Source organism: Acinetobacter sp. yr461 (assembly GCF_900110445.1).
Lineage (GTDB): Bacteria > Pseudomonadota > Gammaproteobacteria > Pseudomonadales > Moraxellaceae > Acinetobacter > Acinetobacter calcoaceticus.
The window spans coordinates 367,244-382,272 of record NZ_FODU01000003.1; the positions used below are offsets into that span (position 1 = coordinate 367,244).

Genomic DNA, 15,029 nt, shown 5'->3' on the forward strand with positions numbered 1-15,029 from the left:
GGTCGTGATTGGATATGGGCATAACTACTTTAAATAAAATTAAAGCTTTCGGTTCAGAATTTTTTGATTCGGTGCTGGGTGCTGAACAGCCAAAAGTCTATTATGACCCAAAAGGGAAAATTAAAGATGTTTTAGATAAATTGCCCCAACTTAAGCAAAAATATCGTCCTACGCCATGGTTAAGTAACAATCATGTTCATCTTTTGTATTTTGATATTATTAGAAAAAAAACCATCAAGCTTGAATATGACCGTATTGATCAGCTCATCATGAAAGATGGTGGTGTAACTGCAATCGCATGGTATGGCTATAATCTTCCAAAAGCTACTCCTACAGTTGTCATCATGCATACTATTACAGGAACACCTGAAAGTATGCGTGAACTGGTGAAAGATTTACATCACTATACGGGGTGGAGAATAGCGCTTTGCTTACGCCGTGGGCATGCTGGTTTACCTATGCCTGTACCACAGATTTCTCTTTTTGGATCAACAAGTGACCTTAAAGAGCAGCTTACGCATATTCAAAATTTGTTTCCTGAATCAGATTTGTATGCAGTGGGTTCTTCGGCAGGCACTGGCTTACTCGTTCGTTATTTGGGAGAACAAGGCACTGACACGCCATTTAAAGCTGCTTTTGCAATGTGTCCTGGCTATAACACTGAGATTGGCTTTAAAAATGTTCATCCGTTTTATAGCAAAATGATGACCAAAAAGTTATTCAAATATTTTATCCACCCTTATCAAAGTACTTGGAACCAGATTTCTTCTTTAGAAAAAGTTCTTGCAACCACTAGTCTAGAAGAGTTTGAAAAAGAATATTTTGAAATGGCTGGCTTTCAGGATTATCAAAGTTATTGTCAGGCAATTAATCCAATTTATGTATTTGAAAATGTCAAAATTCCATTAATGATTCTTAATGCTGAGGATGATCCGGTATGTTCTATTAAAAATTTAGAACCTTATAAAGAAACCATCCAGCAAATGAGTAATATTGCGGTAGTAACAACTAAAAAGGGAAGTCATTGTGGTTTTTACGAGGGTTGGAAAAGTACCTCTTGGGCTGCCAAATTAATGTCAAATTATTTTATGGTTGATCATAAGCAATGACGGTGTTGCTGTAATAGATTAAATAAAGCCCATCTATTGAATGGGCTTTATGATTTTATCAGCTCAAGATAAAAGCAATTTTGGATCTTTCAGTCCAATTTTGATTTTAGTACTAGCAACGAGGTCTTTTTCATCAGTTTGGTTTGGATGAAAGTCAAATCGATAATAATCAAAAAATTTCGGAGTTAAAATTCTATATTGTGTTCCCATAAAACCAAGAAACTTACGCCAAGACTTAAAATTGAGAAGTTGATGATCACGTTTCATAAGGACGAATTGATAAATTGTTGAGAAGCCAGTAATTAGAAATAGGCTTAAAGTGAAGACGGTCACACGAGGAAGATACGCACTTAGCCCATTTCCATACAAATGCTGATAAAGATCAAAGGCAACAGCTTTATGTTCGGTTTCTTCAACACTGTGCCATAGCCATAAATTACGGATAGTTGAGTCTGTCATCAGTTCATTAACAGATTGCATCATGCTAACTACAAGTACCGCGGTATAGTGCTCTAAGCCAACTGTTACAAGCAAATTCCATTTTTTACTAAAAACTTTTTCAATATTTTTTAAAACGATGCCAGTTACTTTTTCTAAAGATTCGGGATCTAAACCATATTGCTGTGCACTCACATGAAAAGCATGATGTTCTTTAGAGTGCATTGCTTCTTGACCGATAAAAGCACTGATTTCGCGATCTAAAATTTCATTTGACTTTGCTTTGGCACGTAAAGCTCGAACTGAACGAACAAAATATGATTCACCTTCAGGAAACAAAGTAGATAAACCCGTAAAATAATGGGTAAAAGATGGCTCGTTGTTGCACCAATAACGAGGAGTATTTTCAAAATTGTAGTCCATGCGACGGACTGGAAATGAGGCAGGTACGCGATTTGATACAGTAGTCATTTTAAGCTCCAATCTTCTTTTAATTAAGGTTCCAAAAAGGAACTTGATAAAAAACTACATCTCGGCGTGAGTAACGTCAATGCTTTTTCAGGGGGAATAAGTAGATTGTCCTAAATTGATATCTAGGAAAACTTTAAAGACAAATTAGAAAGAGAAAGGTAGAACTGATTATTGAATTGATAATTTTAATAATATTTAAAAAGCCCAAATCAACTGTTCAATTTGGGCATATTTATACGGGAACTTAGTTTTTAAGCGCTGGCGTAGCAGCAGCAATTGCAGCGGCAACAGCATCATCTTCAGTTTGAGATGGCTCAGCTGGTTTGGCTGGTTTTGACTGAGCTTTTTCAGGCTTAGGCTCTGGTTTTGGCTCAGGCTTAGGTTCCGGTTTTGGTTTCGGTTCTGCTTTAGGTTGCTCAGAAGCTGTTGTTTGTGAACTTTGATCAGATTGGGCAGGACGAGTTTCACGGCGAATTTCAGTTGTGGTATTCGCTGTTTCTTCGTGATGAACTTCAACTTGCGTTGGTTCCTGCTTTTGAGCTTCTTCAGTTTTAACGCTTTCTAAAGACTCAAATTTTGCAGGTTCAGCAGGCTTAGGTTCTGAAACAGCAGTTTCAACCTTTTCTTGCTCTTCTTCTGGTGTTTCTTTTTTGACACATGCGGTTAACAATAGTCCAGCTGCAATTGCAGCACAGATTAAAAGTTTTTTATTTGCCATTGTCCTAAACAACATTTAATTGAGGAGCTGGCATTATAACAGCAAAAGAGAATGAAAAAATCATGTGAGATGGACCTAATTTTTTATTAAAAATGCTGATAGAATAACCAGTTGTTTAATGATCTTTGAATTGATGCGGTTTGACTTTGCTTTATAGGGGCAGAGTAAAGTAAAATTGCCCAACATTGTAGGCCGATTTCGGCTTGATTGTACGAGAAACTTAATGACCCATTTTATTTTTGTTACTGGTGGTGTGGTTTCATCGCTAGGTAAAGGTATTTCTGCTGCTTCAGTTGCTGCACTTTTGGAAGCCCGTGGCTTAAAAGTCACAATGGTTAAAATGGATCCTTACATTAATGTCGATCCGGGGACAATGAGTCCTTTCCAACATGGTGAAGTTTTTGTCACAGAGGATGGTGCCGAAACTGATCTAGACTTGGGTTATTACGAACGTTTCTTACGTCGTGCGAAAATGACCAAACTGAATAACTTTACAAGTGGCCGTGTATATCAAGATGTTCTAAATAAAGAACGTCGTGGTGACTACTTAGGTGGTACGGTTCAAGTTATTCCACATATTACTGACAATATTAAAGAACGTGTACTTCGCGCAGGTGAGGGTTACGACGTTGCAATCGTTGAGATTGGTGGTACGGTTGGTGATATCGAATCACTTCCATTTATGGAATCAGTCCGTCAGTTAATGGTTGAGCTTGGTCATAAACGTACCATGCTGATGCATTTAACTTTGTTGCCATATATCAAATCTGCGGCTGAGTTAAAAACCAAGCCAACTCAACATTCAGTGAAAGAATTACTTTCAATTGGTATTCAGCCAGATATCTTAATCTGCCGTACTGAATATGATGTAGATGTTGATACTAAACGTAAAATTGCATTGTTCACTAACGTGGAAGCGCGTGCCGTTGTGGTATGTAAAGATGCGAAAACGATTTATCAAATTCCACGTACATTCTATGAACAAAACGTTGATGACCTCATTTGTGAACGTTTTGGGTTTAATGATCTTCCAGAAGCAAATCTAGAAGATTGGGATAATGTCGTCGAAGCATTACTTAACCCAGAATACACTTTACGTGTAGCTATGGTTGGTAAATATGTTGAATTACCAGATGCTTATAAATCTGTGAATGAAGCATTGTTACATGCAGGCATCAAAAACCGTGTGAAAGTACAGATTGATTATGTCAATGCTGAAGAACTTGAAAGCCAAGACGTTTCTATTTTGCAAACAGCTGACGCAATTTTAGTCCCGGGCGGCTTTGGTGAGCGTGGTACTGAAGGCAAAATGAAAGCTATTCAATATGCTCGTGAAAACAAAATTCCATTCTTGGGTATTTGTTTAGGGATGCAATTGGCTGTAATCGAATATGCACGTCATGTTGCAGCAATGCCAGAAGCATCTTCTACAGAGTTTAACCGTTCTACAAAGTATCCATTGATTGGTTTAATTACCGAATGGTTAGATGAGCGCGGCGAGTTACAACAACGCAGCGTAGAGTCTGACTTAGGTGGAACTATGCGTTTAGGTGCACAAAAATCTGAATTGGTTGAAGGCACAAAAACACGTGAAGTCTATGGTAAAGCAGAAATCACTGAGCGTCATCGTCACCGTTATGAAATGAATAACCGTTTCATTGAGTCGATTGAACAAGCTGGTATGAAGATTTCAGGCTATTCTTCGGCACAACATTTGGTTGAAACAGTAGAAATTCCTGAACATCCTTGGTTTATTGCTGTACAATTCCACCCGGAATTTACAAGTTCACCACGTGATGGACATCCATTATTTGCTAGTTTTATTGACGCTGCGAAAACACAGCATCAAAAAAGTAAATAATGCGATTTTAAATAAACTGGGAAAGTTTAAATGTCACGATTAAAACCACAAGAAGTTGTACGTTTAGGCGATATACAAATGGCAAATCATTTGCCATTTGTATTATTTGGCGGAATGAACGTACTTGAATCAAAAGATTTAGCTTTCGAAATTGCAGAAACTTATGTTGATATTTGCAAACGCTTAGATATTCCTTATGTATTTAAAGCGAGTTTCGATAAAGCAAATCGTTCTAGTCTGCATTCGTTCCGCGGTCCTGGACTTGAAAAAGGTATTGAATGGTTAGGCGATATTAAAAAACATTTTAATGTGCCTATAATTACTGATGTTCATGAACCACACCAAGCTGAAGCAGTTGCAGAAGTAGCTGATATTATTCAGTTACCGGCTTTCTTAAGTCGCCAAACTGATCTTGTTGAAGCGATGGCAAAAACACAAGCTATTATTAACATCAAGAAAGCTCAGTTTTTGGCACCTCATGAAATGCGTCATATCCTGAATAAATGTTTAGAAGCAGGAAACGATAAACTTATTCTTTGTGAACGTGGTTCAGCATTTGGCTATAACAACCTTGTTGTAGACATGCTTGGCTTTGACATCATGAAAGAAATGAATGTTCCTGTTTTCTTCGATGTAACACATGCGTTGCAAACTCCTGGTGGTCGTGCTGACTCGGCAGGTGGTCGTCGTGCTCAAATTACAACTTTAGCACGCGCTGGAATGGCAACAGGCTTGGCTGGATTGTTCTTAGAAGCTCATCCAGACCCAGAACATGCAAAATGCGATGGACCTTGTGCATTACGCATGTCGCAGCTTGAGCCATTCTTGGCACAAATAAAAGAATTGGATACTTTGGTCAAAGGATTCAAAAAGTTAGACACCCATTGAGTTTTTACTCATTTACGCTGCTTTAATCGCAGCTCATATTCATTCAACAGAGGAATTGTTCATGAGCCAAATCGTTGACATCCGTGCACGTGAAATTTTGGACTCTCGTGGTAACCCAACCATCGAAGCAGACGTAATTTTAGAATCTGGGGTTGTTGGTCGTGCATGTGCACCATCTGGTGCTTCAACTGGTTCTCGTGAAGCTTTAGAACTACGTGACGGTGATAAATCGCGTTACTTAGGTAAAGGTGTTAAAACTGCGGTTAACAACGTAAACACGATTATCCGTGATGCTTTAGTGGGCAAATCAGTATTTGAACAAAAAGACATCGATAATACGATGATCGAACTTGATGGTACTGAAAACAAAGAAAAATTGGGTGCAAATGCAACTTTGGCTGTGTCATTAGCTGCTGCACGCGCTGCTGCTGATGAAAAGAAAATTCCTCTTTTCCAATACATCGCTGACTTACGTGGTCAAACGATTTTGACTATGCCTGTACCAATGATGAACATCATCAATGGTGGTTCACATGCAGACAACAACGTTGATATTCAAGAGTTTATGATTGAGCCTGTAGGCTTCACTTCATTTGCTGAAGCATTACGTGCAGGTGCTGAAATCTTCCATTCTCTAAAATCAGTTTTAAACAAAAAAGGTTTAAACACTGCTGTTGGTGATGAAGGTGGTTTTGCACCAAACTTGCGTTCAAACGAAGAAGCAATCACTGTTATTCTTGAAGCAATTGGTCAAACTGGTTACAAAGCTGGTTCTGACATTATGTTGGCGCTTGACTGTGCATCTTCAGAATTCTACAAAAATGGTCAATATATCCTTGCAGGTGAAGGCAATAAAGCATTCACAAGCAACCAGTTCTCTGACTATTTAGCGGGTCTTGTAAACCAATATCCAATTATCTCGATTGAAGATGGTTTAGATGAATCAGATTGGGAAGGCTGGTCTTACTTGACGTCTATCCTTGGCGATAAAATCCAATTGGTAGGTGATGACTTGTTCGTTACAAACCCGAAAATCCTTCAACGTGGTATTAATGAGAAAGTAGGTAACTCTATCTTAATCAAGTACAACCAAATTGGTACGTTGACTGAAACTTTAGATGCAATCTATCTTGCTAAAGAAAATGGTTATACGACTGTAATTTCTCACCGTTCTGGCGAAACTGAAGATTCAACTATTGCTGACTTAGCAGTAGGTACCGCAGCTGGCCAAATTAAGACTGGTTCACTTTGCCGTTCTGACCGTGTTTCTAAGTACAACCAATTACTTCGTATTGAAGAATTGACTAAAGCTGCTTACCGCGGTAAAGCTGAGTTTAAAGGTTTAAACTAATCTTTAAATAAAAAGTTAAAATTAGTTTTTTAACATTTTAAGGTGCTATTTTTCTATTTTTAATAGGAACTAGCACCTTTTTTAATTCATAAAAAATAAGTTGTTTTCTGATTTTATAGTGATTATTTTTGTTATATCTCAAAAATGCAAAACTCTATCTATTACAGCCTTTTCAGAAAAGCCTCATATCTGACATTTATAATACTTAATTCTTTTTATTATCCTAGTCGACGGGTTTTTAAAGACTCTGCCCAACTATGGTGTTTGCAACGAGAACACTCTTGATCAATTTTATTGAGAATTTTAGTTTCACCACATTTCATACATGAATAAAAACTATTGATTTTAAGTACGTTAGCTTTGCAGTAAGCATCAGGGAATAGTGGTAATCCCCATTTTACTTCTTCATCTTCATAGTACAGTAAGCTAAGGATACCGTCTGACTCCAGTAAAGCTGTTCTCACTTGACCTAAATGTTCAACATTTTGTTGGCGCATCTCTGAGAAAAACTCATCATGTGAATATGATTGTTTCTGGAAATCTTTGTAGACTAAAAGTCCATCTTTGACCACGCAAAGCGCTTTTCCTTCTAATAGATCTTCAATTTTCTTATGCTTCACCATGGCCCAAGTTACTAAGCGATAGAGAAAAAGAATAACGATAAATACGACTAAAGCATGGGTAATGGGTAAGTCCTTGGTGAACATTGGATCACCAGCAGCCGAGCCTAAACATAAAATAATTGCGAGTTCAAAAAGGGAAAGTTGGCGAACACCACGCTTACCTGATAGTCTTAAAAAACTAATAATAATGATAAACATGAGGAAGCATCGAACCAAAATTTCCAAAATAAAGGCCCATGTGGTGTCACCTATGAAAATATTAAAAAAATCCATTTTTTCTCCTTTTAATAGGTGGATGAAGTCTTTATAAAATTATTAGCAAATTAAAAATAGAAAAAATATACTTTTTAAGTAGTTATTGGTTAAAAATTCGAACTCTCTGTGATTCTGTATAAATTTCATTTTCAAACTATGCATTAGAATAAACATATAGCGTGGGTTTTAATTGTAGATAAATAGCAAGACAGAATGATTGTTGATGTTGTCAAATAGGATGAAAGTATATTTATTAGAATTTTAGTTTTAAACGTCTTTTTCTATATTGGCTAGGAATTACGGCACTTTATTCTTCCAATATCTAATATTAATAGATATATTTTAATATTTTTGGATTTTATGAGGAATTTTATATCATGAGAAAGCAATATCATTTTAGAAAAATTGAAAATGATACTTATATTTGGGATGTGGATAATTTAGTAGAATTAACTAGAGATTTTAAAGTAAAAGAAATTTTACTTTCAGAAATAAAAGAATTAAATGAACCATATTGGTATCCAGATTCTCATCCTACTACTCAAGATATTATTAATCATATGCTACTAATTCAAGAAGCAGATTTGTCTTATCCAATAATAATATGTTCACAGGGTAGAATAATGGATGGTATGCATAGGGTGGGAAAAGCAAAAATTTTAGGTAAGGATAAAATATGTGCTGTACAATTTGATAAAGATCCCCAGCCAGATTATATCAATGTGGATGAAAATGATCTTATCTATGATGATTAATTATTTATTTTTTATAACTTTTATATTTAGAAATATAGAGTTTATTAAAAGTTTTTCTATGTTTAGGATTAATTATGGAAAATTTATTTAGCTACGGATGATACAGAAGATTTTACTTATACTGTTTTATTTTTAATCTCAAATATTTTAGGTTTTATGATGAGCAAGCCAAAATTTTGAGACGGATGGTGGCTTATACATCCATTAATATACTTTACTGACAATTCGGGCTATACGGAATGGCATCTAAACGTTTTTGAAAAGCACCGGCATTCAGTATATTTTCATACATTTGTTGATATGTTTTTTTGTGATCCTCAATGTTGTGATAATCAATAATTTCTTGAAGTTTATCTTTATATTCTATATGACCGGCATGGAACATTGCTGCATAATGACCCCACAATGCATATTGATATCGTACAGCAGCCTTCGGAATTAAATTTATTTCGTCTAAATAGCTATTGGCTGTTTTTTCATAACATTCTTTTATTTCATGAGCATCTTTTTTCATTTTTCTTAAGAAAATGCATTGCATCTCTTGTAGTTGTGAACTACCTGTTTTATTTAGAATTTTTTCGGTAACTATGTATGCTCCTTTAAGGCAACCTAAGTGAATAAGTACCTTGCGTTTGGTTTTTAAAATATCTAAATTATTATCGCTAGAGGGAATTTTTTTTAATAAGTTTTTAAATTTTAAATGGGCAGTATCTGGATCTTGTCCAGCTTTTAGACTATATACAATATCATTATATTCAAATATATAGGAGGTGGCTGATGTATATTGTCTTTGATTACTCTCCATGTTAAGTATTTTTGAAGGGCTATCATCAGTAGGGTTATTACAAGCGCTTAAACCTAAGCTTACTAAAGAAAATGCTAAAATTTTATGCACTACAGTTTTATACCTTTATTCTCTTTTATGAGATTTATGAAGAATAATAAAATATAAAAGAAAATACTGTGTAGTTTTTATTTCTCTTGTTCTTGACCAGTGCAATAGTCAATATTAATTTAAAAGTTACTATATATATATTTAAATCAATAATATAAGCATTAGAGATTGAGTTTAATTGATCAACACGATCTGCGTCTAATTGGTTAGAAATCCAGAGTTTGGGGCGGATAGCTATTCTATGCTTAATGCAATATGGATTAATAATTTAAGTTAAAAAATAAGAATAATTATTAACTTAAAGTTGATAACAATTATCATTCGTGTTAATTTTTGTGCCGAACTTTTACTACTGTGTAACAAGGAACAAGGTAGTGGAAGGCTAAAAATATGGTACAGCACATTGGTTATTATGGAATTTTCTTATGTACAATCCGCCCTTTAGAAAAGCATTTAGAGTTCACCCTTTAGCACTTTCTATGGCTTTAACGGTACCTTCATTTGTTTATGCAGAACAACCAACCGGAACAGCCACTTTAGCAACGATAAAAGTACAAGCAGAACAAGAAAATCCGGCTGTTACTGAAGGCTCGGGCAGCTATACAGCAAAAAGTTCAAATACTTCTACAAAACTAAATTTATCTCTTCGTGAAACTCCTCAATCGGTCAAAGTTTTAACCCGTGAATATTTAGATGATCGAAAAATCGATTCCTTTCAAGATTTAATGAATAATATTACGGGTGTTTCAACCTCACGTACTGATGAGCGTCAAAGAGTTTATGCACGTGGTTTTGAGGTGGATTATTACTTAATTGATGGAATACCTAGTACTACAAACTTAGGCACTGGAGATCTAGATTTAGATATTTATGATCGTATCGAAGTCGTAAAGGGTGCCAATGGCCTAACCACAGGCGCTGGGAACCCAGCGATGGCACTGAACATGATTCGGAAACATGCAAACTCAAAAGAACTCACTGGTAATGTCAGCACATCTTTAGGCTCATGGAACTCTTGGAGTAGTTCAGCAGATGTTTCCACGCCACTTAATGCAGATGGATCATTGCGTGGCCGCATGTTTGTAAAACATTCTGATGAAAAATCATTTATGGATTTTTATGAGAAAGAACGCAATGTATTTTATGGTGCGGTTGATTATGATTTGAGTGATAAAACAAGCATGTCGCTTGGTGCAACTTATCAAGAGTTACATCGTGATGGTATTCGTTGGGGCGGTACACCTGCTTTTTATACTGATGGGACTCGTACCAATTTTTCTAGAAGTTTAACAGTAAGTGCACCTTGGACTTACTGGGATGTGAGTACAACGGCAGTATTTGCAAACTTAAAGCAAAATTTATTTAATGACGTTAATTTAAATATTGCTTATACATTTCGCAAAGAAGACACAGCCTCTATGTTACTGTATACAGCAGGTCAAGTAGATAAGACAACTAACACCAGTCCATTAAAAAATGCAGAGGGCAAGGATAACGTTTCTGTATATGGCGCAAAAGCTGCAAATGAAGAAAACAATATTGATGTTTTTATCAATGCTCCATTTACGCTTTTTAATCGTCCACAAGAAATCATTATTGGTGGATCGTGGAATAAGAATGAAAAGACAAAAGATATTTTTGGTGGATCTAACACAAACCAAGACATTGAAAAATATTTAGGTGGTCCGCTTAATTATAATGATATGGCTCAAGAGTTGCTTCAGCCTGTTGTTTTAAACGGTAAAAATGCGCTGAATGAAACCACACAAACTGCTGCATATATTGCTGGTAAATTTCAGATTCTGGATCCTTTGAAAATTATTGCTGGGGCACGCTTATCAAATTGGAAATATGAATCAGAAAATGATAAAGGTAATCGTGAATTTAATAATGAATTAGCACCATATGTTGGGGCTATTTATGATTTTGCCCAAGATCATTCTGTATACGCGAGTTATACAGAAATTTTCAAACCTCAAGAACGTAAAGATATAAATGATCAATATATAGATCCGATAACAGGTAAGAGTTATGAGGCTGGCTTAAAGAGCGAATGGTTTGGAGGGCATTTAAATACAGCTTTGTCAGTATTCCGGATCGAGCAGTCTAATTTTGCTGAATCGATACCTGACACGTTCATTATTCGCAATGGTATAAAAACCACAGAGCAGGCCTATCGCGCTGTAGATGGGGTTGAAAGTAAAGGTTTTGAGTTTGAAGCTGATGGTGAGATTAACGATAATTGGGGTATTAACTTTGGTATTGCTGATTTTGAAGCAAAAGATGCAAGAGGCACAAAGGTTAATACGACAAACTCTCGAACAACCTCGAATCTATTTGTTAAGTACAAACTTGATCAATGGAGTGCTGGACTTGGTTTAAATTATAAGAGTAAATACTATACGGGTAGTGGAAGCTCTCGTATTGAACAAGATGCGTATGTTTTAGCAAGTGCGATGCTTGGCTATCAAGTAGATAAAAATATCAAACTTCAATTTAATATCGATAATATTTTTGATGAGAAATATTATGAAGGTATTGGTGCTAACTCAATGAATTGGGGAACACCACGAAATGCAACGTTGAGTGTTCGTTATAATTTTTGATTTAAATTCACATAAGTAACCAATTTATAAAAGCCCTCGAAAGAGGGCTTTTACTGTATTTAAGCTCGTTCTAAAAATTAAAGAAAATCTTGACTTCTTTTTTATGAATATGGTTGTATTATACAACTATGTTGTGGGTGTGTAGAAATGATTGATCAAAAAATTATTAATGAAATTCGTAGTTCATCTCGAATCATGGTTCGTGAATTAGGTTTTATGAGTTCAACTCTTGCTGCCACCGATTATTCTCCGTCAGCTGTTCATTCTTTACTTGAACTTGAAAATAGAGGTTCTTTAACCGCTGTACAATTAGGACAAATTTTAGGCCTAGAAAAATCAAGTATTAGTAGAATGTTAGTTAAGCTTATTAAGACGGGGGAGATTACAGAAGAACAAGACAAGAATGATGCTAGATTAAAAGTGCTTAAACTCACTGCTAAAGGAGTAGATACTGTAAGAAAAATTAATAATTATGGAGAGATGAGAGTTGTTCAAGCGATTGAAAAATTAAACTCTTCTAAACAACTTGTTATTGCTCAAGGTCTGACGACGTATGCTGAATCTTTAGTAAGCTGTCGAGATAATAAAGATCTTATAGATAACAATAATGTTGAAATTGTGAGTGGTTACCGTGCAGGTATGATCGGTAGAATCGCTGAAATGCATGGTATTTATTATTATGAAAATTATAATTTTGGGTATTTCTTTGAAGGGAAAGTTGCCACAAATTTAGCTGAATTCTGTAATCGTCTTTCTATAGAATCTAATAATATTTGGTTGGCAATTAAAAATAATCAAATCGTGGGTTCTGTGGCAATTGATGGAGAAGATTTAGGCAATAATGAAGCTCATCTTCGATGGTTTATTTTAAGTGACGATTGTCGAGGACAAGGTGTCGGCAAAAAACTACTAAAAGAAGCAATAGATTTTTGTGATCAAAAACAATTCGCGGCTATTCAATTGTGGACTTTTAGCGGTCTTAGCGCAGCAAGAAAACTTTATGAAAATTTTGGTTTTAAATTGGCCAATGAGTGGGAAGGAGACCAATGGGGTCGAACTATGTTAGAACAACAATTTACACGGATAACTAATGAAAACTAACTCAACTTGATTTAAGTTTTCTTGTAGTCGCTCTGCGAAATCACCTATATGGTTTTCAAGTCCTAAAGGAATTTTAATTGGTTTGACTGTAACTCCATGGCTAAGATAAGGACTTTTGGCTTGTAGGGTAGTTCAAAAAATGTGATTCTAGAGCTGATTCACCTACTCGTACTTTGATTGGGAGGGAGTAGATGGATTTATAAGCAATTGTACTTATAAATATTATTTCCCTTTCAAATTCCATCTATTTTTGACAAAATGAAACATGTCACAATGGTCAATTAAAGTAATATGCCCATTAATAATTTTGCTTAAATTTTTGCAGGAATTGCGCATGTTGTTTGTTAATTACTATACAATACAAACTCTTAACGAAAGTTTTTAATTAAAAATCTTAATGATATGTTAGAAGTATTTCGATCCACTTCAAGCAAACTGATATTGCTACTTGTTATTGTTCTAGTAGCTATACTGCAATATCAATTTTGGTTAGGTGAGGGTGGCTATATCCCTCATCAAGCTCTCATGCAACAAATTCAGCAGCAAGCTGAAGTAAATGAAGAGCTTAAAGAACGAAACCGAATTTTGGCGGCAGAAGTTTTTGACCTGAAAAACGGTACAGAAGCTATAGAAGAACATGCTCGCCTTGATCTTGGTTTGGTTAAACCTCACGAGACATTTGTTCAAATGAGTACAATCAGTACCCATTACAAGCCTATTTATATTGACCCGAACGCTAAAGTTGATTTGGAAACGAATGAGACACCTGCATCCCCAGATATCCCAGACTAAATTATGGGCAGTTATACCAGCTGCAGGATCAGGAAGTCGATTTTCTAAAACTGAATTGAAGCAGTATCAATATATTCAGGATAGGACTGTTTTAGAACACACTATTCGGCGTATAAGTCAACTTCCGTTAAATGGTTATGTTTTGGCTATTGGTACACAAGATAGCTTTGCTCAGACTCTTGCATTTCAAAATATAGATAAGGCGCATTTTTGCTCTGGTGGCGCTGAGCGAGTTCATTCGGTATTAAATGCGTTAAACCATCTTTTAAATTTTGCCGATGAAAATGATTGGGTTCTTGTGCATGATGCAGCTCGACCTTGTGTAACAGTTGATTGTTTAAATGCACTTGTGGCAAAGGCAATTGAATCAAATGATAGTGCTATTTTAGCAATTCCTGTTCGTGATACTTTAAAGCAAGTTAAGACAGGCGATCATATTGATAAAACAGTAAGCCGAGACTCATTATGGCAAGCTCAAACGCCTCAAATTGCTCAAATCGGTAAACTCAAAAAAGCAATTGAACAGGCTTTAGAAAATAACGTCACCATTACAGATGAAGCAAGTGCACTTGAATATATGGGTGAAACTGTACGGGTCGTAATGGGGCGTTCTGATAATATAAAAATTACCTATCCCGATGATTTAGAACTTGCGGGTTTGATTCTCCAATCTCAATCTTAATTCTATTATTTTTAAATTGCTTGGATGATTAAATCATCTAAGCAAATTTTCTACATATCTATTTATAACAACTCATATTCTTTTACATTTATAAGTTTTACGATTTATCAAGATTGTACAACTATCTTAGATAATGTTCGATCATCGAACAAAAATAACTTATAGCGAACAAAACCATAGTGGGATAACTAGATCAAATTATAAAAATTATCAAGAATGTTTAAAAGGGAAATCTAAGGGAAACACTCGGGATTGAGTGAATATTTATCTATTGATCCTGCCTCAGTGTGCCTAACTCTCTTACCTATCTCTTCTTCAATGAGCACAATGGAGTTGTCCTAATGATTGACAAAAGTAAGTCCTCTCTTAGCGAGGTTCTATCGCAGATTAAAGATGGTGCCACCATCCTGATTGGTGGTTTTGGTACCGCAGGACAACCCGCTGAACTCATTGACGGACTGATTGAACTGGGTGTTAAAGACCT

At 35.6% G+C, this 15,029-nt stretch carries 14 protein-coding genes; 10 read left to right on the forward strand and 4 right to left on the reverse strand.

The features are described from left to right. Positions 1–14 precede the first annotated feature (14 nt). Complete coding sequence (locus BMW38_RS08090; protein WP_092707119.1) at positions 15–1,109, forward strand: YheT family hydrolase; 1,095 nt, start codon at positions 15–17, stop codon at positions 1,107–1,109. A gap of 63 nt (positions 1,110–1,172) precedes the next feature. Here BMW38_RS08090 and BMW38_RS08095 read toward each other — a convergent pair whose 3' ends face one another. Then, the gene (locus BMW38_RS08095; RefSeq protein ID WP_213031126.1) at positions 1,173–2,018 is read right to left on the reverse strand and encodes a metal-dependent hydrolase; all 846 of its coding nucleotides are present in this window, start codon (positions 2,016–2,018) and stop codon (positions 1,173–1,175) included. Between the two features lie 244 nt (positions 2,019–2,262). Next, complete coding sequence (locus tag BMW38_RS08100) at positions 2,263–2,736, reverse strand: internalin (protein WP_092707121.1); 474 nt, start codon at positions 2,734–2,736, stop codon at positions 2,263–2,265. A gap of 223 nt (positions 2,737–2,959) precedes the next feature. Between BMW38_RS08100 and BMW38_RS08105 the strand changes: the two genes are divergently transcribed. The 3 genes from BMW38_RS08105 (at position 2,960) to eno (ending at position 6,836) form a co-directional block, all read left to right on the forward strand. Continuing rightward, positions 2,960–4,597 (forward strand): CTP synthase, encoded by a 1,638-nt coding sequence (locus BMW38_RS08105; protein ID WP_004643040.1) that lies wholly within the window; start codon positions 2,960–2,962, stop codon positions 4,595–4,597. A 30-nt stretch (positions 4,598–4,627) separates the two neighbouring features. Continuing rightward, positions 4,628–5,485 carry a 3-deoxy-8-phosphooctulonate synthase gene (gene kdsA, locus BMW38_RS08110; RefSeq protein ID WP_092707123.1) on the forward strand — a complete coding sequence of 286 codons (858 nt, stop codon included), beginning with the start codon at positions 4,628–4,630 and terminating at the stop codon, positions 5,483–5,485. A 61-nt stretch (positions 5,486–5,546) separates the two neighbouring features. Then, positions 5,547–6,836 carry a phosphopyruvate hydratase gene (gene eno / locus BMW38_RS08115; protein WP_004643039.1) on the forward strand — a complete coding sequence of 430 codons (1,290 nt, stop codon included), beginning with the start codon at positions 5,547–5,549 and terminating at the stop codon, positions 6,834–6,836. 218 nt (positions 6,837–7,054) lie between these two features. On the opposite strand, the gene BMW38_RS08120 is transcribed toward eno, so the two are convergent. Continuing rightward, positions 7,055–7,732, reverse strand: a complete 678-nt coding sequence (locus tag BMW38_RS08120; RefSeq protein WP_092707125.1) for a DUF421 domain-containing protein — start codon at positions 7,730–7,732, stop codon at positions 7,055–7,057. A gap of 359 nt (positions 7,733–8,091) precedes the next feature. Here BMW38_RS08120 and BMW38_RS08125 point away from each other — a divergent pair, with 359 nt between their 5' ends. Then, a complete protein-coding gene (locus BMW38_RS08125; RefSeq protein WP_045431246.1) occupies positions 8,092–8,469 on the forward strand; it encodes a hypothetical protein in 378 nt (125 codons plus the stop codon). A 214-nt stretch (positions 8,470–8,683) separates the two neighbouring features. On the opposite strand, the gene BMW38_RS08130 is transcribed toward BMW38_RS08125, so the two are convergent. After that, the gene (locus BMW38_RS08130; RefSeq protein ID WP_092707127.1) at positions 8,684–9,364 is read right to left on the reverse strand and encodes a hypothetical protein; all 681 of its coding nucleotides are present in this window, start codon (positions 9,362–9,364) and stop codon (positions 8,684–8,686) included. Between the two features lie 425 nt (positions 9,365–9,789). Between BMW38_RS08130 and BMW38_RS08135 the strand changes: the two genes are divergently transcribed. The 5 genes from BMW38_RS08135 to BMW38_RS08155 form a co-directional block, all read left to right on the forward strand. Next, positions 9,790–11,970: a TonB-dependent siderophore receptor gene (locus BMW38_RS08135; RefSeq protein WP_348271188.1), complete on the forward strand. Its 2,181-nt coding sequence runs from the start codon at positions 9,790–9,792 to the stop codon at positions 11,968–11,970. A 147-nt stretch (positions 11,971–12,117) separates the two neighbouring features. Then, positions 12,118–13,071, forward strand: coding sequence for a bifunctional helix-turn-helix transcriptional regulator/GNAT family N-acetyltransferase (locus BMW38_RS08140; protein ID WP_092707129.1), 954 nt, complete (start codon positions 12,118–12,120; stop codon positions 13,069–13,071). A 402-nt stretch (positions 13,072–13,473) separates the two neighbouring features. Continuing rightward, positions 13,474–13,863: a cell division protein FtsB gene (ftsB, locus tag BMW38_RS08145; RefSeq protein WP_004643028.1), complete on the forward strand. Its 390-nt coding sequence runs from the start codon at positions 13,474–13,476 to the stop codon at positions 13,861–13,863. Continuing rightward, on the forward strand, positions 13,829–14,545 hold the full coding sequence (ispD, locus tag BMW38_RS08150; RefSeq protein ID WP_092707131.1) for a 2-C-methyl-D-erythritol 4-phosphate cytidylyltransferase: 717 nt from the start codon (positions 13,829–13,831) through the stop codon (positions 14,543–14,545). The genes ftsB and ispD overlap by 35 nt, the downstream gene beginning before the upstream one ends. 341 nt (positions 14,546–14,886) lie before the next feature. Next, positions 14,887–15,029 (forward strand): CoA-transferase (locus BMW38_RS08155; protein ID WP_079401201.1); only part of this gene is annotated, 143 nt, incomplete at its 3' end.

Excerpts from the sequence above, each read along its gene's own strand:
- BMW38_RS08090 (WP_092707119.1), top strand. The coding sequence starts at position 15 with ATGGGCATAACTACTTTAAATAAAATTAAAGCTTTCGGTTCAGAATTT.
- BMW38_RS08095 (WP_213031126.1), bottom strand. The coding sequence starts at position 2,018 with ATGACTACTGTATCAAATCGCGTACCTGCCTCATTTCCAGTCCGTCGC.
- BMW38_RS08100 (WP_092707121.1), bottom strand. The coding sequence starts at position 2,736 with ATGGCAAATAAAAAACTTTTAATCTGTGCTGCAATTGCAGCTGGACTA.
- BMW38_RS08105 (WP_004643040.1), top strand. The coding sequence starts at position 2,960 with ATGACCCATTTTATTTTTGTTACTGGTGGTGTGGTTTCATCGCTAGGT.
- kdsA (WP_092707123.1), top strand. The coding sequence starts at position 4,628 with ATGTCACGATTAAAACCACAAGAAGTTGTACGTTTAGGCGATATACAA.
- eno (WP_004643039.1), top strand. The coding sequence starts at position 5,547 with ATGAGCCAAATCGTTGACATCCGTGCACGTGAAATTTTGGACTCTCGT.
- BMW38_RS08120 (WP_092707125.1), bottom strand. The coding sequence starts at position 7,732 with ATGGATTTTTTTAATATTTTCATAGGTGACACCACATGGGCCTTTATT.
- BMW38_RS08125 (WP_045431246.1), top strand. The coding sequence starts at position 8,092 with ATGAGAAAGCAATATCATTTTAGAAAAATTGAAAATGATACTTATATT.
- BMW38_RS08135 (WP_348271188.1), top strand. The coding sequence starts at position 9,790 with ATGTACAATCCGCCCTTTAGAAAAGCATTTAGAGTTCACCCTTTAGCA.
- BMW38_RS08140 (WP_092707129.1), top strand. The coding sequence starts at position 12,118 with ATGATTGATCAAAAAATTATTAATGAAATTCGTAGTTCATCTCGAATC.
- ftsB (WP_004643028.1), top strand. The coding sequence starts at position 13,474 with ATGTTAGAAGTATTTCGATCCACTTCAAGCAAACTGATATTGCTACTT.
- ispD (WP_092707131.1), top strand. The coding sequence starts at position 13,829 with ATGAGACACCTGCATCCCCAGATATCCCAGACTAAATTATGGGCAGTT.